The sequence below is a fragment of the Streptomyces boluensis genome (assembly GCF_009908195.1).
GTDB classification, from domain to species: Bacteria; Actinomycetota; Actinomycetes; order Streptomycetales; family Streptomycetaceae; genus Streptomyces; species Streptomyces boluensis.
On record NZ_JAAAHS010000135.1, the window covers coordinates 1 to 17,275 of the forward strand.

Consider the following 17,275-nt stretch of genomic DNA (forward strand, 5'->3'; position numbering starts at 1 on the left):
GAGCCTGGACAACGCCGTCGCGGCGGCCTTCCAGCGGGGGATGGAGAACTTCGGGCGGCCCTGGTACCGGCCCAGGCAGCTGCGGGTGTTCCGGGACACCACGGATCTGCACGCCAGCGGCGATCTGCGGGGCGACATCGAGGAGGCGCTCGGCCGCTCGGCGTGGCTCATCGTGATGGCCTCGCCGCAGGCCGCCGCGTCCGACTGGGTGCGCGCCGAGATCGACTGGTGGACCACGCACCACGGCGGCGAACGCATGCTGATCGCCTGGACCGACGGCACCCTGGCGTGGGACCGGGCGGCGCAGGACTTCGACTGGTCCCGTACGGACGCGCTGCCGCGGGCGGAGCTGGAGCGGGCCCTGACCGCCGCACCCGGGTCGCCTCGGTGGGTCGACCTGCGATGGTTGCGCGACCAGCTCGACACGGACGGGCCGGTGCCCGCCGACGACCCTCAACTCGTAGCCGCAGTGGCCGAGTTCGTCGCTCCGATCCAGGGCCGGTCGAAGGCCGAGCTGATCGGGCACCACCTGCGGCTCAAGCGGCGCAGGAACCGGCTGGTCGCGGCCACGGTCGTGGTGCTCTGCACCCTGCTCGTCGCGGCGACCGTGCTCGGTCTGGTCGCCGAGGACCGGCGCGTCGCCGCGACGGAGCGCCAACTGGCCGCCGAGTCACGCCAATTGGCCGCCGAGGCCGCCTCGATCGAGGGCACCCAGCCCGACCTCGCCCGGCAACTCCTCGTCCAGGCCTACCGCCTGTCGCACACCGAACAGGCCGTCGGGGCGATCCTCGGCAGCGGGGACATCCCCCGGGTCCTGCGTACCGAGGGCACCTCCCGCGCCGTCGCCTTCAGCGCCGACGGACGGCTGACGGCCGCCGCGTTCGACGGCGGAGTGACGCTGTACGACACGGAGTCGGGGAAGGCCGTCGGCACGACCGACGGGCCGCGGGCCAGCATGCGGGCGGTCGCGTTCAGCCCCGACGGCACCCTGCTCGCCGCAGCGGACTTCGACGGGCGCGTGCACCTGTGGAGCCTGGCCGGAAAGCAGCTGAAACACCTGGCCACCGTGGCGACCGGCGACGACTTCCTGTCGAGCCTGGCGTTCGCCGGCCGGGTTCCGCTCCTGGTGGTGGCCTCGTCGCGGGTCACCGTCCTCGACATCCGGGACCCGCGACGCCCCAAGGTTGCCGAGGTGTCCAAGGACGTGGGCGCGGGATCCGACGTGAGCCGGGACGGCAGGCTCGTCGCGGCGGCGGGGGACGACGGAGTGCGCGTCATGCGGCTGTCCGCGTCCGGGAAGCTCACCTCCGCCGGCACGCTCAAGGATCCGTCCGCGGTGGTGGCCTTCGCCCCGAACGACCCGCTCCTCGCCACGGCCGACGAGGACCACACCGTACGACTGTGGGACATCGCCGACCCCGAGCGCCCGCGCCTTCGGTCCGTGCTCAACGGCGAGAGCGACAACACCTCTGTCCTGGCCGATCGCCTGATCGCCTTCGCTCCTGACGGGAAGACCCTGGCCACCGCGGTGGGGCTCAACGAGGTGCAACTGTGGGACGTGTCCGACCCCGTCCGCCCCGAGCAGGGCTCGCGTCTTTCCGGCCACACGTCCCTCGTCAACTGCCTCGCGTTCACGCCGGACGGGCGCACGCTCGCGTCGACGGCGCCCGACGGGGCACTCGCCAGGTCGGAAGAGGACGAGGGCAAGGCCGACGGGTACGCGAAGGGCACCGTCCGGCTGTGGAGGGTCCTGGGTGCGCGGGCCTCGTCCGCCTCCGACTCCGTGCCCGCTGCCCCGGTCTCGCCCCAACCCTTCGGCCGTGACGGGCAGTTCATCGTCGCCGGGCGGCAGAGCACCCTCTGGCAGGTGGGCGGCGTGCCGGAGCCACGACGGTTGCCACAGCCCCGCAGCGCCGGCCAGGGAGGTCAGCTCTACACCTTCAGCCCGGACGGGCGCACCCTCGCCGCCGGATACCCGCTGCGCCTGTGGGACGCGAGCGACCCCTCCCGCCTGCGGCCCCTCACGGACGACCGGCCGGTGGACGACGGCATGGAGCCGGTCGTGTTCCGTGCCGACGGTGCGCTCCTCGCGATGGCCGAGCCGTCCGGACAGTTCCGGCTCTGGGAGGTGAGCGACCCCGCCCACCCCCGCGCCCGCTCCACGCTGAAGGGCTCGAAGGCAGGCCCCGTGGCGTTCGCCGGGGACCGCGACCTCGTGGCGGCCCTGCGCCCGGACGACACGTCCGTACAACTGTGGGACCTCGCACGACCGGACAGGCCCGTGCGGGCCGACGTGCTCCGGACGGCCCCGGCCAGGGCCGAGTCGCTGGCCGCGAGCGCCGACGGGCGCACGCTGTACGTCGGGGACTCGCGCGGAACCATCACCGCCTGGGACATCACCGAGCCACACAGGACACGGCAACTCGGCGCGGCGACCAGGCACTCGGAAGCCGTGAGCCATCTCGCCGCGCACCCGGACAAGGGCCTGCTGGTGAGCGGGGACCGGAAGGGCGACGTGCGGCTGTGGGCCACGGGCGGCCCGGCCGCGCTCCGGGAGGCGGCGCTCCTGGCGAGCGATGTCGAGCTGCTCGACGGGCTCGCCTACAGCCCCGGCGGCGGCACGATCGCGGTCTCGTCGGGAAGCCTCAGTACGGAGCTGTGGCACACCGACATCGACGCGAAACTCCGCGAACTGTGCGCGGACTCCGCGTCGATCACCGAGTCCCAGTGGAAGCAGTACCTTCCCGAACGCCCCTACGACCCGCCGTGCGCCTGACCCGGGAGGAACCCATGCCGCGCTCCACCGCCCTCTGTTGTGTGACGGCCCTCGTGCTCGCCCTCGGCGTGGGCTGCTCGTCGCCCGAACCGGACGGCAAGGTGCCCCGGTCGAAGGACAGCTCCTCCGGGAGCGCGACGGCCGCCTCTACAGAGCCCGCCACGGACGCGTTGCCCACGGCGGGCGCGCCGGGCAAGGTTCCCGAGGACCTGCGCGACCTTGACTGGGCGCGCACCAGCGTGCCGGGCGACTTCTGCGATGTGGCGGGCCTGATCACCTTCAAGTCCGGCCGTGCGTGGGCGCAGTCGAAGACCTACGGCAAGATCCATGCGGAGAACGTCCCCGACCAGGTCACGTACGGCAATGTGCTCGGCGACTCCCGCGTCGAGGCGGCCATGCAGGTGGGCTGCGACAACGGCGGTGAGATGGGCAGCGGCCGACTCGTCTGGGCCTATCTGGTGTTCAGCAGTGAGCAGGGGCAACTCAAGGTCGTCGGCACGCTCACACCACAGCAGGACCCGCCGGGTTTCGCGGTGAGTACGTTCGAGAAGGTCGAGCTGAGTCCCGGCCGTGTCACCGCGTACGAGAACTGGCACCGGGAGGACTCCGACGCGCTCTGCTGCCCTACGGGCAAGGCGGTCACCACGTGGACCCCGGGTGCCGACGGCTCGCTGGAGGCCGGGAAACCGCGCATCACCGGCTGACCCGGCCCGGCTCAGTCCACGACGCCCGTCACCTCCACGTCCCCCTCCGGGGTGCGCCGTCCGCGCGCGCCCGTGCGGAAGTATCCGTCGGCGGTGAAGGCGAGGGCGTCGTGGCCGGGTGCCCGGTAGTGGCCGCGCGGGGTGTACGGGCCGCGGGCGAGGAGTTCGCCGGTCTCGCCGGCGGGTACGTCCACGCCGTGGGCGTCGACGACGCGGATCTCGTCGTCGGGGGAGAGCGGGCGGCCCCGCGCGCCGAGCCCCGGCTCGTCCGGGTCCGCGGGGCGGGTGAGGACGAGCGGCCCCGCAGCCGTGCCGTGAACGTACTGCACGCGACAGCCGAGGGCCGGACCCAGCCGTCCCGCCGTGACTCCGGGCAGCCCGGCGCCGCCGTCGATCTGTACGAGCCGCAGCGTGTTCAAGTCGGCCTGGAGGGACGGGAGTTCGTCGAGCCACTGCCGGGCTGCCGCGGGCGCGACGGACATGACGGTGACCCGCTCCCGCTCGATCACAGGAACGCAGGTTCCGGGCTCCGCGTCGTCGACGAGGACGACGGTGCCGCCGACGGACAGCGTTCCCACGATGCCGGGCCCGCCGAAGGCGGTGTTGAAAGCACCGGGCAGCGCGGCGAGATACACGTCGTCCTCGGTGAGCGCCACCGACTCCGCGGCGGCCCGCGCCTGGTAGGCGAAGTCGTTGTGGGTGCGCGGCACGAGTGTGGGCGTGGCGGCCGTGTCGTCGGCGAGGGCGAGGAACGCCACCTCGTCGGCGCTCAGCGCGAGCGCCGGTTCGGGCGGGGCGTCGACCGTGTCCAGCGGGAAGTAGTGGCAGCCCGACACATCGGTCCTGAGGCCCCCGTGCGGGAATGAGGTGCCCGGCGCCTCGAAGGTGAACACCCGCCGCAGATAAGGCCCTTCGGCCGCGATCGTGGCGGCCGTCTCCGCGTGGTCCACGCCCTTGTGCGTCGCGGGGCAGACATAGCCGACGGCCTCGGTGAGGCGGGCCAGACGGGACACCTCGGACGGCTCGCGCGCGACCGGGCAGAGCACCGGGACCGCGCCGACGCGGAACAGCGCGAACACGGCGACGACGAACTCGGGGACGTTCGGCAGCTGTACGACCACCCGCTGCTGGGGCCGCAACCCGCGCAGCCGGAACCCGGCGGCCATACGGTCCACACGCCGGTTCAGGTTCGCGTACGTGAGATGGGTGTCACCGTGCACCAACGCGGTACGCGGCCCGTGGTCGAGGGCCCAGAGCCGCAGCAGGTTGTCCAGCGTGACGCCCTGCCAGTACCCGGCCGTCCAGTAGCGGTCGGTGAACTCCTCGGGCCAGGGGGTGCAGCCGTCGAGCATGAATGTCCTTCGCCTTCTTGCGCACACGTGCCGGTCGTTGTCGCTGTTGCTGCCGTTGTCGCTTTCGCTGTGCCGGGCCGAACCCTGCCGGCCCTTGGCATCCAAGGCCGCGAGCGACTCCCCACGCAATACGCGTTCCGGACCACGGGCGCGGTGTGCCCTCGGCGGAACGTCCAAACGCACAGGGCGGCGGCCGGGGTGGGGCCGGGCGCACGGGAAACGGGGTTGCCGCTACCCGGCCCCGCGTCGAACCATGGACGTCATGAGCGCCGACCGCACGATCCGCGAAGTCCGGGCCGAGGACTGGCCCGCCGCCAAGGAACTGCGTCTGGCCGCGCTCCGCGATCCGCTCGCGCCCCTCGCGTTCATGGAGACGTACGAGCGGGCCGAGGCGCGGCCCGACGCGGCGTGGCGGGAGCGCACCGTGAGCAGTGCGGCGGGCGGCCCCAACCGGCAGTTCGTCGCCGAGGTCACCGAGGGGCCTGGCACCGCCCTGGTGGGCACCGTGACCGTTCTCCTGGAGGAGCCCGGCACCGAGGACTTCCTGGGCGGGCGGGTCGAGCACCGGCAGGCCCACCTCGTCGCGGTCTTCGTACGCCCCGAGCACCGTGGCGGCGGACTCGCGGCCGGACTGTTCCGGGCCGCTGTCGGCTGGGCGCGGGGGCAGCGAGGCGTGTGCAGGGTCCGGCTGTTCGTGCACGTCGACAACGGGCGTGCGCAGGCGTTCTACCGCAAGGCCGGATTCGTACAGGTCGGGGTCGTGGGCGACGAGTACGAGATGGAGTACCGGGCGGAGCGCTGAGGCGACTGTGCTGAGGCGACTGTGCTGAGGCGCGTGGGCTGAGGCGCGTGGGCTGAGCGGCGTCGACCTCAGCTTCTTGCAGGTTCTTGCAGGGCCTGTCCAGGCCTTGTCCAGAGCAGCGTGACTCCCTGTAGACCCGTGTGGCAGGCCCCCTTCACCGCAATCGACAGGACACACGCACGTAACGATCACCCTTCCTTGCAGAAATTTCTCGCAAGGTCTTTCGGCGGCTTTTCATCGCTGTTACGTTCCTGGCAACCCGGCGCCGCGTCGAGTGCGGCTCGCAGGAGATGCCCGTATTCGGGTCGATATCTCCTTGTTCCGGGATCAGTTGAAGGAGTTCACATGCGGCGTGGCATAGCGGCGACGGGGCTGATCGCGGCCCTGGCCATGACAGCGACAGCGTGCGGTGGCGGCGACGACACCTCCGGCGGCAGCAAGGACGGCAAGCTGTCCGGCACCGTCACCTTCTGGGACACCTCGAACGACGCTGAGAAGGCGACGTACGAGAAGCTCGCCAAGGGCTTCGAGAAGGTGCACCCGGGCGTCGAGGTCCGCTATGTCAACGTGCCGTTCGGCGAGGCCAACGCCAAGTTCAAGAACGCGGCGGGCGGCAACTCCGGCGCCCCGGACGTGATGCGCAGCGAGGTCGCCTGGACCCAGGACTTCGCCTCGCTCGGCTACCTCGCCCCGCTCGACGGGACCGCGGCGCTCGACGACGCGAAGGACTACCTGCCGCAGGCCGCGGCCAGCACGAAGTTCAAGGGCAAGACGTACGCGGCACCGCAGACCATCGACACCCTCGCGCTGTTCTACAACAAGAAGCTGCTGAAGAAGGCCGGGGTCGACGTGCCCGGCTCCGTCGCCGACGTGAAGGCCGACGCGAAGAAGATCAAGTCGAAGACCGGCGCGACCGCCCTCTACCTGCGCGGCGACGACCCCTACTACTACCTCCCGTACCTGTACGGCGAGGGCGGCGACCTGCTCGACGCGAAGAAGAAGCAGATCACCGTCGACGACGCGGAGGGCGCGAAGGCGTTCTCCGTGATGAAGGACCTGGTCGACTCCAAGGCCGCCGTCACCGACGCGAGCGACGGCTACAACAACCAGCTCAACGCCTTCAAGGACGGCGACGTCGCCATGGCGCTCGACGGCCCCTGGTCCATCGAGGGCGCTCTCCAGGGCAAGGAGTTCAAGGCCGACAAGGGCAACCTCGGTGTCGCCCCGGTCCCGGCCGGCAGCGCCGCCCAGGGCTCCCCGCAGGGCGGCTGGAACCTCGCCGCGTACGCCGGGTCCGAGAACCTGGACGCCTCCTACGAGTTCATCAAGTACATGAGCTCCGCGAAGGTGCAGCAGCAGACCACCGAGAAGCTCAGCCTGCTGCCCACCCGCACCTCCGTGTACGAGGTGAAGTCCGTCAAGGACAACCAGATGGTGCAGTTCTTCAAGCCGGCCGTCGCCAAGTCGGTCGAGCGGCCGTGGATCCCGGAGAGCAACGCCCTGTTCGAGCCGATCCGGCTGCAGATGGAGAAGGTGCTCAGCGGCAAGGCCTCGCCCCAGAGCGGCGCGAAGGGCGTCGGCGACGCCTACCGCAAGCTCCTCAAGGGCTACAAGTAACCCTCCCCGCACCGCCTCCCCGCACTGCAGACCGCCCAGCAGACCGCACCGCAGATCGTGACGAACAGGAGGGCTGAACGCCCCATGGTTGTCGACACCAGCCGGCCCGTGGCGCGGGCCGCGGACGCCTCGCGCGTCCGCGGCCGCCGCGACCGCGGCGGAAAGAACCCGGGACGGCTGCGCCGCTCGCTGTCCACCCACTGGTACGCGTGGGCCATGGTCGCCCCCGTGGTCGCGGTGATCGGCGTCATCGTCGGATACCCGCTGGTCCGCGGCGTCTACCTGTCGACGACGAACGCCGACGAGGCGAACGTCGAACGGCACATCGGCGTCAACCACATCCCCGCCACGTACGAGTCCGTCGGCCTCGACAACTACACGGCGATCCTCAGCGACGGGGTGTTCTGGGACCGGCTCGGCTGGACCGTCGTCTGGACCGTGTCCTGCGTCGCACTGTCCTTCACGCTCGGCCTCGGCCTCGCCACCCTGCTCAACCGCAAGCTCGCCGGGCGCTCCCTCTACCGGATGGCGCTGATCCTGCCCTGGGCGGTCCCCGCGTTCGTGTCCGTCTTCACCTGGCGGCTCCTCTTCAACGAGAAGAAGGGCCTGCTCAACCAACTCCTCGCCGGTGGCGGCATCGACGCGGTCCCGTGGCTCAACGACCCCACCTGGGCCAAGCTCTCGGTGATCACCGTCAACGTCTGGCTGGGCGTGCCGTTCATGCTCGTCGCGATGCTCGGCGGCCTCCAGTCCATCCCCGGTGAGCTGTACGAGGCGGCCGAGATGGACGGCGCGAGCCCCTGGCAGCGCTTCCGGCACATCACCCTGCCGGGCCTGCGCACCGTCAGCAGCACCGTCATCCTCATCAGCGGCATCTGGACCTTCAACATGTTCCCGGTGATCTTCCTGCTCACCCGGGGCGGCCCCGGCGACGCCACCGAGATCCTGGTGACGTACGCCTACCGGCTCTCCTTCGTCGTCAGCCCCCGCGACTTCTCGGGCTCGGCGGCCTGGGGCGTACTCATCCTGCTGCTCCTGTCGTTCTTCGCGGTGATCTACCGCCGCGCGCTCCGCAAGCAGGGAGAGGTGTGGTGACCATGAGCACCGATGCCAGCGCAGAGACCAGCACCGAGACCGTCACCAAGACGACCGCCGAGACCACCGACGAAGCCCAACAGGCCACCCCTGTACGGAAGTTCAGGCCGCGCGGCGAACGCGGGCCGCTGGCCTCCGTCGGCCTGCACGTGACCCTTCTGATCGCCGCCGCCGTGGCCGTACTGCCGCCGCTGTGGCTGCTCGTCACCTCGTTCAAGCCGCAGAGCGAGGCCTTCTCCACCGCGCTCGTGAAGGACTTCACGGTCGCCAACTACGACCACGTCCTGAACGACACCCACTTCCTGAGCTGGCTCGCCAACTCGCTGCTCGTCGTCGGCCTCACCACCGTCATCGGCGTGTTCATCTCCGCGACCACCGGATACGCGGTGAGCCGCTTCAAGTTCCCCGGCATGCGGCCGCTGATGTGGCTGCTGCTCATCACGCAGATGTTCCCCGTAGCCGTGCTGATCGTGCCGCTGTACAACCTGCTCGCGAGCCTCGGCCTGCTCAACCAGCCGGTCGGCCTCGTCATCACCTATCTGACGATCGCCGTACCGTTCTGCGCCTGGATGATGAAGGGCTACTTCGACACCGTGCCCGTCGAGATCGACGAGGCGGGACGGGTCGACGGCCTCAACCCCTTCGGCACGTTCTGGCGGCTCATCGTGCCGCTCGCCAAGCCGGGCCTCGCCGTCACCGGCTTCTACAGCTTCATCACCGGCTGGGCCGAGGTCGCGTACGCCTCCGCGTTCATGACCGGCGAGGAGAACCTGACGCTCGCCGGCGGACTGCAGACCTTCGTCAACCAGTACACCAGCGACTGGGGTTCGCTCACCGCGGCGGCCGTCATCGTCGCCGTGCCCGCGGCGGTCATCTTCGGCTTCGCACAGCGGCACCTCGTCTCCGGACTCACGGCGGGCGCGACGAAGTCCTGACCCGGACACCCGACACCGTCGCACCACCCCACCCCTCACGAACCCAGGGAAGACATGACACAGGACCTCGCTGACCCTGCCGCCGCCTCCGGTCCCGACGCGCCCCGGCACCCCGACTGGTGGCGGGACGCGGTGATCTACCAGGTCTACCCGCGCAGCTTCGCCGACGGCGACGGCGACGGCATGGGCGACCTGCAAGGCATCCGCCGACGCCTGCCGCACCTGCGCGACCTCGGCGTCGACGCGGTCTGGCTCAGCCCGTTCTACGCCTCCCCGCAGGCCGACGGCGGCTACGACGTCGCCGACTACCGCACCATCGACCCGATGTTCGGCGACCTCCTCGACGCCGACGCGCTGCTCCGCGACGCCCACGCCCTCGGCCTGCGCGTCATCGTCGACCTGGTGCCCAACCACTCGTCCGACCGCCACGAATGGTTCCGGCGCGCCGTCGCGGAGGGCCCCGGATCGCCGCTGCGCGAGCGCTACCACTTCCGCCCCGGCAAGGGCGCCGACGGTCAACTCCCGCCCAATGACTGGGAGTCCATCTTCGGCGGCCCCGCCTGGACCCGGCTGCCCGACGGGGAGTGGTACCTGCACCTGTTCGCCCCCGAGCAGCCCGACTTCAACTGGGACCACCCCGCCGTCCACGACGAGTTCCGCTCCATCCTGCGGTTCTGGCTCGACATGGGCGTCGACGGCTTCCGCGTCGACGTCGCCCACGGCCTGGTCAAGGAGGCGGGCCTGCCCGACATCGGCGGCGGCGACCAGCTGAAGCTGCTCGGCAACGACCGCATGCCGTTCTTCGACCAGGACGGCGTGCACGCCATCTACCGCAGGTGGCGCCAGGTGCTCGCCGAGTACGCGGGGGACCGGATCCTCGTAGCCGAGGCGTGGACCCCCACCGTCGAACGCACCGCGCACTACGTCCGCCCCGACGAGATGCACCAGGCCTTCAACTTCCAGTATCTGGGCACCAGTTGGGACGCCGCCGAGCTGCGCGCCGTCATCGACAGCTCGCTCGCCGCGATGCGCCCCGTCGGCGCCCCCACCACCTGGGTGCTGTCGAACCACGACGTCACCCGGCACGCCACCCGCCTCGCCAACCCGCCAGGCGCCGGCACCCAGTTGCGTACCCCCGGCGACCGTGCGCTCGGCCTGCGCCGGGCCCGCGCCGCCACCCTCCTGATGCTCGCCCTGCCCGGCTCGGCCTACCTCTACCAGGGCGAGGAACTGGGCCTGCCCGACGTCACCGACCTGCCCGACGAGCTCCGCCAGGACCCGTCCTTCCACCGCGCCGACGGCCAGGACGGCTTCCGCGACGGCTGCCGGGTGCCGATCCCGTGGACCGTCGAGGGCTCCTCGTACGGCTTCGGGCCCGGCGGCAGCTGGCTGCCGCAGCCGGACGGCTGGGGCGAGTTGAGCGTCGAGGCGCAGACCGGCGACCCCGGCTCCACACTGGAGCTGTACCGCGCCGCGCTCGCCGCCCGCCGCGCCCGCCAAGGCCTCGGCGCGGGGGAGAGCGTGGAGTGGCTGGACGCGCCCGAGGGCGTACTCGCCTTCCGCAGGCCCGGCTTCGTGTGCACGGTCAACACCACCCGGAACGCCGTACGACTGCCCGCGCCGGGCTCCGTCCTCCTGGCCAGTGGGGAGGTGACGGCCGCCGACGGCGAGGTGCTGCTGCCCGCCGACACCACCGTCTGGTGGGCGGTGTGACGCTGCCGAGGCCCAGGGACGAGGGCGGCGCGCCCCGGCTCGCGGACATCGCGGCCCAGGCGGGCGTCAGCGAGGCCACCGCGAGCCGGGTGCTCAACGGCCGCGCCGGGGTGGCGGCCGGCACCCGGCACCGCGTACTCGCCGCCCTCGACGTCCTCGGCTACGCACGTCCGCTGCGCCTGAAACGGCGCAGCGCGGGCCTGGTCGGCCTGGTCATCCCGGAGTTGAGCAACCCGATCTTCCCGGCCTTCGCGCAGGTCATCGAACAGGTCCTGGCCGGGCACGGCTACACCCCGATGCTCTGCACCCAGATGCCGGGCGGCGCCACCGAGGACGAGTTGGTCGGGCATCTGCGGGAGCGCGGGGTGAGCGGCATCGTGTTCCTGTCCGGCCTGCACGCCGACACCTCGGCCGACCCGTCCCGCTACCGTGAACTGGTGCAGCGGGGAACGCCGTTCGTCCTGATCAACGGCTTCAACGAGCACATCCCGGTGTCCTGCGTGTCCACCGACGACCGCTCCGCCGTACGGATGGCGGTACGGCACCTCGTCGACCTCGGCCACGAACGCATCGGCCTCGCGGTCGGCCCCACCCGCTACGTGCCGTCCCGGCGCAAGGCCGAGGGGTTCACGGCGGCGCTGCGTGAACTGCTCGGCCTGGCACCCGCCGAGGCCGAACTCCTCGTGGAGCGCACCCTGTTCTCCGTCGAGGGCGGCCAGGCGGCCGCGGCCGCGCTGCTCGACCGTGGCTGTACGGCGGTGGTGTGCGGCAGCGACCTGATGGCGCTCGGCGCGGTCAGGACCGTACGCGAGCGCGGCCTCTCGGTGCCGTACGACGTGTCCGTGGTCGGCTTCGACGACTCGCCGCTGATCGCGTTCACCGACCCGCCGCTGACCACCGTGCGCCAGCCGGTGCAGTCGATGGCGGCTGCGGCGGTCGGCGCGCTCGTCGAGGAGATCGACGGAAACCCGGTGCAGCGCACCGAGTTCGTCTTCCAGCCGGAGCTGGTCGTCCGCGGATCCACCGCGGGAAGGCCAGGGAAGTGACGGAAGTGGCGGAAGTGACCGGCCCGACCGGCCGGGCGCGTAGTGCCCCGCGAGGGGCTCTCGGCCGGCCGGACCGGAGTCTGCGGAGGGAACGTAACATCGATGCAATGTCTTGCGGAAGAACTTGCGGCGCCTTGTCGGTGCCGAACTCCCTTGTGTGCCCGACGGGTTGACCGCACCCCCGGCCACCCGTACGGTCCTGACCGCACCGCACGCTGACGGCTTGCTGCACATTCTTTCAACGGCTCGGTGGGCACGGCGCGTTGCCCCACAGCCCCTGCGGTTACCCGCCGCGCGGCCCCGCCCAGGGTGCCGCGCCCCTCTGCCGGCCGCCCGGCCCATCCATGTCCCCGCATGCCGGGCGGCCACCCACCTCCCCGAGGAGAACTCGTGACCGGCTCACCCCGTCGTCGCACCGCCGCGACCGTGGCACTCGCCCTGCTCGCCACGGCCGCACCCCTCACCCTGACGGCGACCGCCGCGCCGTACACCCAGCGGGCCACCGCGGCCGAGGCCCAGGCCCCGGACGTGACCAAGGCCGCGGCCCAGTGGATCGACCGCGACACCCTCGCCTGGAAGCCCACCGGCACCGGCGCCGACGCCGTCCACACCCTGCTTTACGCGCCCGACGGCGGGCTCACCGTCAAGGACGGCCGCATCGACGGAGATGCCCGGCGCATCCGGCTCACCCCCGTCGACGGCGGACTCACCGACGCCCAGCGCGCCAAGTACCCCCACCTGAAGGGGTATTCGGCCTTCGCCGTCGACCCGCGCGACCGGGACCGGGTGCGGTACGCGCTCACCGGCCAGCTCGTCGCCGCCCGGCACACCGCCGACGGCACCCTCACCGACGCGACCGGCGTACAGACCCAGGGCGTGCTCGACGACCTGTACAGCGCCCGCGCCACGCAGGCCGAACTCGGCCCGAGCTTCGCCCCCGGCCGCACCACCCTCTCCGTCTGGGCACCCACCGCGCAGCGGGTCGACCTGGAGATCGGCGGCCGCACCGTCGCCCTGCGCCGCGACGCCGACTCCGGCGTCTGGACGGCGACCGGGCCCGCGAGTTGGGCAGGACAGGAGTACCGCTACGTCGTCAAGGTGTGGGCGCCCAGCGTCCAGAAGGTCGTCACCAACAAGGTCACCGACCCGTACTCCACCGCCCTGACCGCCGACTCGAAGCGCAGCCTCGCCGTCGACCTGGCGGACCCCGCACTCGCCCCCGAGGGCTGGGACTCCCTGCGCAAACCCGCCGCCGCACCGGCCCGCGAGGCGCGGATCCAGGAGCTGCACATCCGCGACTTCTCCATCGAGGACCGCACCTCCGCACACCCCGGCGAGTACCTCGCGTTCACCGACGCGTCCTCCGACGGCATGAAGCACCTGCGCGACCTGGCCCGCTCCGGCACCTCGTACGTCCATCTGCTGCCCGCCTTCGACCTCGGCACCGTCCCCGAGCGCAAGGACCAACAGGCCACCCCCGACTGCGACTTGGCGTCCTACGCCCCCGACTCCGAGGCCCAGCAGAAGTGCGTCGGCGCGGCCGCCGCCGAGGACGGCTACAACTGGGGGTACGACCCGCTGCACTACACCGTCCCCGAAGGCTCGTACGCCAGTGACCCCGACGGCACCCGCCGCACCGTCGAGTTCCGGCGCATGGTGCAGGCCCTCAACGGCTCGGGCCTGCGCACCGTCATGGACGTCGTCTACAACCACACCGTCGCGAGCGGGCAGGCCGACAAGTCGGTGCTCGACAAGATCGTGCCCGGCTACTACCAGCGGCTCCTGGAGGACGGCACCGTCGCCACCTCCACCTGCTGCGCCAACACCGCGCCCGAGAACGCCATGATGGGCAAACTCGTCGTGGACTCCCTGGTCGCCTGGGCCAAGCAGTACAAGGTCGACGGCTTCCGCTTCGACCTGATGGGCCACCACCCGAAGGCCAACATCCTGGCCGTCCGCAAGGCCCTCGACGCTCTGACCATGGCGAAGGACGGCGTCGACGGCAAGAACATCGTCCTGTACGGCGAGGGCTGGAACTTCGGGGAGATCGCCGACGACGCCCGCTTCGAACAGGCCACCCAGCAGAACATGGCAGGCACCGGCATCGCCACGTTCTCCGACCGGGCCCGCGACGCGGTGCGCGGCGGCGGCCCCTTCGACGAGGACCCCGGCGTCCAGGGCTTCGCCAGCGGCCTCTACACCGACCCCAACTCCTCGAAGGCGAACGGCACTTCGGCCGAGCAGAAGGCCCGCCTGCTGCGCTACCAGGACCTGATCAAGGTCGGCCTGACCGGCAACCTCGCCGGCTACACCTTCAAGGACTCGTCGGGCCGCACCGTGAAGGGCTCCGAGGTCGACTACAACGGCGCCCCCGCCGGGTACGCCGCCGCCCCCGGTGACGCCCTCGCGTACGCCGACGCCCACGACAACGAGACCCTCTACGACACGCTGGCCTTCAAACTCCCCGACACGACCAGCCCCGCCGACCGGGCCCGCATGCAGGTCATCGCCCTGGCCACCGCGGCACTCTCGCAGGGCCCGGCGCTCTCCCAGGCGGGCTCCGACCTGCTCCGCTCCAAGTCGCTCGACCGCAACTCGTACGACAGTGGCGACTGGTTCAACGCCCTGCACTGGGACTGCCGCGACGGCAACGGCTTCGGCCGCGGACTGCCGCCGGCGGTGGACAACCAGGACAAGTGGTCCTACGCCAAGCCCCTGTTGACCGGCGGGGGCACCCGGGTCGGGTGCGGGGAGATCAACGGCGCCTCCACCGCGTACCAGGACCTGCTGAAGATCCGCAGCACGGCACCGGAGTTCAAGCTCGCCACGGCGGGCGAGGTGCAGGAGGCATTGGCGTTCCCGCTCTCCGGCACGGCAGCCGAGACGCCCGGCGTCATCACCATGACCGTCGGCGACCTGGTGGTGGTCTTCAACGCGACGCCGCAGGAACAGCGACAGCGCGTGGAGCCCGCACAGGGCACGACGTACAGCCTCCACCCGGTGCAGGCCTCAGGCAGCGACGAGACCGTCAAGTCGGCACGCTACGAGGGGAGTTCGGGCACGTTCACGATCCCGGGGAGGACGGTGGCGGTGTTCCGGCGAGGCTGATCGAGCCGGCCCGTCCGGCGCCTGAGGACGAGCCCGCAGGGCGACCTGCGATGCCCGAACCGACGGCGCCGGACGGGACCGGTCCGGCTAGCCCTCCGCGCAGGCCAGGCGGACGCACACCGTCAGCGCGGTGATCGCCTCTTCCAGCTCCGCGAGTCCCGGGTAGCTGGGCGCGATCCGGATGGTGCTGTCCTGCGGGTCACGGCCGTACGGATGCGAGGCGCCCGCGGGCGTCAGCGCGACCCCGGCCTCGCCCGCGAGCCGCACCACTTCCTGGGCGTGGCCGTCGAGCACGTCCAGGCAGATGAAGTACCCGCCCTGCGGACGCGTCCAGGTGGCCAGGCCCGTACCGCCGAGCTCCCGCTCCAGGATGCTCTCGACCAGGTCGAACTTGGGGCGCAGCAGATCGCGGTGGCGGGCCATGTGCTCCCGTACCCCGTCGGTGTCGCCGAGGACGCGCGCGTGCCGCAGCTGGTTGAGCTTGTCGGGCCCGATGGTGCGCTTCGCGGCGTGCTTCAGGAACCACTCCACGTTGGCGGGCGAGGAGCCGAAGAACGCCACACCCGCACCGGCCAGGGTGATCTTCGACGTGGAGCCGAAGACGAACGCACGGTCGGGGTGGCTCGCGTCGGCGCAGGCCGCGAGGAGGTCGGGGATCTCGACCTCTTCCTCGGTGAGGTGGTGCACCGCGTACGCGTTGTCCCAGAAGATCCGGAAGTCCGGCGCCGCCGTCTCCATCTCGGCGAGCCGGCGCACCGTCGCCTCGCTGAACGTCACACCCGAGGGGTTGCTGTACTTGGGCACGCACCAGATGCCCTTGATCCGCGGATCGGCCCCGGCGAGCTCGGCGACCACGTCCATGTCGGGGCCCTCGGCGGTCATCGGCACCGGGATCATCTCGATGCCGAACCGCTCACAGAGCGCGAAGTGCCGGTCGTACCCGGGCACCGGGCACAGGAACGCGATGTCGCCCTGCTCCGTCCACCGCTGCGTACCGCCCGGCACCACGCTGAGCAGCGCGTGCACGATCGTGTCGTGCATCAGCGCCAGGCTGGAGTTGTCCATCGCCACCAGCTGGTCGGCCGGCACCTGCAACGGCCCGCTGAAGATCTCCCGCAGCTCGGGCAGCCCCTTGAGCCCGCCGTAGTTGCGACAGTCGGTGCCGTCCGCCGCCCGGTGGTCCGAGATGTCGTACGAGAGCAGCGCCTGCGCCAGGTCCAGCTGGAGCGGGTCGGGCTTGCCTCGGGTGAGGTTCAGCGAGAGCGAGCGGTCGAGCAGCGCAGCGTAGTCGGCTGCGGCCGCCTCGCGGTCGACGGCCGGGGTACTGGACTGCGGGAGCGTGGACATGTACGGCTTCCCTCCTGGGTGGGGTGCGGCGTCACGATACCTGCCGTCCACCCGGTGTCGACCAGGGCGTTTCTCACGTTACGAGACGACGTGCGGTCAGTCCGGGGCGCCGGAGACGTGCCGTCGGCCCGGCTCGGGACGGCACAGGGCAGTGGTCAGCTCGCCCGTTCCCGCCACGTCGGCGCGAGGACCGACCAGATCTCCATGTCGTGCCGCTCGCCCCGGTACAGGTAGTTCTCCCGCAGGACGCCCTCCCGCTCCATGCCGAGCCGTCGGGCCACCGCGATGCTCGGGGCGTTCTCGGCCACCACCCACCACTCGACGCGGTGGATGCCGCGCTCCCGTACCGCCCAGTCGATGAGGGCCCGCGCCGCCCGCGTCACAAGGCCGCGCCCGGCCGCCGCCGGCTCCAGCCAGCAGCCCGCCTCCGCCACGCCCTGCGCGACATCCATCTCGCGCAGGATCACCGCGCCGACCAGCGTGCCGTCCGTACGGATCCCGCAGATCCGCCCGGTGTCGGACGCCGCCTTGTCCGCGTACGCCCGCAGGTAGGCCCGGCTCGACGCCAGGTCCGTAACCACGTCGGGGAGTCCGTTGTACTGGCCGATGAACTCTCGGCCCCGGTCGATATGGGCGAGGAATTCCTCGGCCTGCCACGGTTCCAATGGGCACAGGACGGCACCGTCGTCGCCCAGGGACTTCGCGTACATCGGCATCTCTCCCGCCTCGCGCACCGGCGGACGATCTTCTCACGGGGGCGGGGACGCGGACGGGGACGGG

The 17,275-nt window shown here is 71.5% G+C and carries 11 protein-coding genes and 1 pseudogene; 9 read left to right on the top strand and 3 right to left on the bottom strand.

The window, feature by feature from the left end; all coding sequences use genetic code 11:
* Both GUY60_RS18345 and GUY60_RS18350 read left to right on the top strand, forming a co-directional pair.
* The coding region (locus GUY60_RS18345; protein WP_161699147.1) for a TIR domain-containing protein at positions 1-2,776 on the top strand (2,776 nt) is incomplete at its 5' end.
* Between the two features lie 14 nt (positions 2,777-2,790).
* The gene (locus tag GUY60_RS18350) at positions 2,791-3,480 is read left to right on the top strand and encodes a hypothetical protein (protein WP_161699149.1); all 690 of its coding nucleotides are present in this window, start codon (positions 2,791-2,793) and stop codon (positions 3,478-3,480) included.
* An 11-nt stretch (positions 3,481-3,491) separates the two neighbouring features.
* Here GUY60_RS18350 and GUY60_RS18355 read toward each other — a convergent pair whose 3' ends face one another.
* The gene (locus tag GUY60_RS18355) at positions 3,492-4,832 is read right to left on the bottom strand and encodes an AMP-binding protein (RefSeq protein WP_161699151.1); all 1,341 of its coding nucleotides are present in this window, start codon (positions 4,830-4,832) and stop codon (positions 3,492-3,494) included.
* 253 nt (positions 4,833-5,085) lie between these two features.
* Between GUY60_RS18355 and GUY60_RS18360 the strand changes: the two genes are divergently transcribed.
* From GUY60_RS18360 to pulA, 7 genes and pseudogenes are all read left to right on the top strand, one after another.
* Positions 5,086-5,634 carry a GNAT family N-acetyltransferase gene (locus GUY60_RS18360; protein ID WP_161699153.1) on the top strand — a complete coding sequence of 183 codons (549 nt, stop codon included), beginning with the start codon at positions 5,086-5,088 and terminating at the stop codon, positions 5,632-5,634.
* Positions 5,635-5,979: 345 nt separating this feature from the next.
* Entirely contained in the window at positions 5,980-7,251 is a 1,272-nt protein-coding gene (locus GUY60_RS18365) for an extracellular solute-binding protein (protein ID WP_161699155.1), read from the top strand.
* An 84-nt stretch (positions 7,252-7,335) separates the two neighbouring features.
* Positions 7,336-8,346 carry a carbohydrate ABC transporter permease gene (locus GUY60_RS18370; protein WP_161699157.1) on the top strand — a complete coding sequence of 337 codons (1,011 nt, stop codon included), beginning with the start codon at positions 7,336-7,338 and terminating at the stop codon, positions 8,344-8,346.
* 2 nt (positions 8,347-8,348) lie between these two features.
* A complete protein-coding gene (locus GUY60_RS18375) occupies positions 8,349-9,281 on the top strand; it encodes a sugar ABC transporter permease (RefSeq protein ID WP_246235214.1) in 933 nt (310 codons plus the stop codon).
* Between the two features lie 54 nt (positions 9,282-9,335).
* On the top strand, positions 9,336-10,994 hold the full coding sequence (locus tag GUY60_RS18380; protein WP_161699159.1) for a glycoside hydrolase family 13 protein: 1,659 nt from the start codon (positions 9,336-9,338) through the stop codon (positions 10,992-10,994).
* Positions 10,982-12,040: a LacI family DNA-binding transcriptional regulator gene (locus GUY60_RS18385; RefSeq protein ID WP_161699160.1), complete on the top strand. Its 1,059-nt coding sequence runs from the start codon at positions 10,982-10,984 to the stop codon at positions 12,038-12,040. The genes GUY60_RS18380 and GUY60_RS18385 overlap by 13 nt, the downstream gene beginning before the upstream one ends.
* A gap of 522 nt (positions 12,041-12,562) precedes the next feature.
* Positions 12,563-15,148: pseudogene (gene pulA, locus GUY60_RS18390) on the top strand (pullulanase-type alpha-1,6-glucosidase); the annotation flags it as partial.
* Positions 15,149-15,235: 87 nt separating this feature from the next.
* On the opposite strand, the gene GUY60_RS18395 reads toward pulA, so the two are convergent.
* Together GUY60_RS18395 and GUY60_RS18400 are read right to left on the bottom strand one after the other, a co-directional pair.
* A complete protein-coding gene (locus GUY60_RS18395; protein ID WP_161699164.1) occupies positions 15,236-16,495 on the bottom strand; it encodes an aspartate aminotransferase type Ic in 1,260 nt (419 codons plus the stop codon).
* A gap of 155 nt (positions 16,496-16,650) precedes the next feature.
* Positions 16,651-17,205: a GNAT family N-acetyltransferase gene (locus GUY60_RS18400; RefSeq protein WP_161699168.1), complete on the bottom strand. Its 555-nt coding sequence runs from the start codon at positions 17,203-17,205 to the stop codon at positions 16,651-16,653.
* Positions 17,206-17,275 lie beyond the last annotated feature (70 nt).

What these genes read in the sequence shown, in the direction of transcription:
- GUY60_RS18380 (WP_161699159.1), top strand. Translation starts at nt 9,336, where the DNA reads ATGACACAGGACCTCGCTGACCCTGCCGCCGCCTCCGGTCCCGACGCG.
- GUY60_RS18355 (WP_161699151.1), bottom strand. Translation starts at nt 4,832, where the DNA reads ATGCTCGACGGCTGCACCCCCTGGCCCGAGGAGTTCACCGACCGCTAC.
- GUY60_RS18365 (WP_161699155.1), top strand. Translation starts at nt 5,980, where the DNA reads ATGCGGCGTGGCATAGCGGCGACGGGGCTGATCGCGGCCCTGGCCATG.
- GUY60_RS18350 (WP_161699149.1), top strand. Translation starts at nt 2,791, where the DNA reads ATGCCGCGCTCCACCGCCCTCTGTTGTGTGACGGCCCTCGTGCTCGCC.
- GUY60_RS18395 (WP_161699164.1), bottom strand. Translation starts at nt 16,495, where the DNA reads ATGTCCACGCTCCCGCAGTCCAGTACCCCGGCCGTCGACCGCGAGGCG.
- GUY60_RS18370 (WP_161699157.1), top strand. Translation starts at nt 7,336, where the DNA reads ATGGTTGTCGACACCAGCCGGCCCGTGGCGCGGGCCGCGGACGCCTCG.
- GUY60_RS18375 (WP_246235214.1), top strand. Translation starts at nt 8,349, where the DNA reads ATGAGCACCGATGCCAGCGCAGAGACCAGCACCGAGACCGTCACCAAG.
- GUY60_RS18360 (WP_161699153.1), top strand. Translation starts at nt 5,086, where the DNA reads ATGGACGTCATGAGCGCCGACCGCACGATCCGCGAAGTCCGGGCCGAG.
- GUY60_RS18400 (WP_161699168.1), bottom strand. Translation starts at nt 17,205, where the DNA reads ATGTACGCGAAGTCCCTGGGCGACGACGGTGCCGTCCTGTGCCCATTG.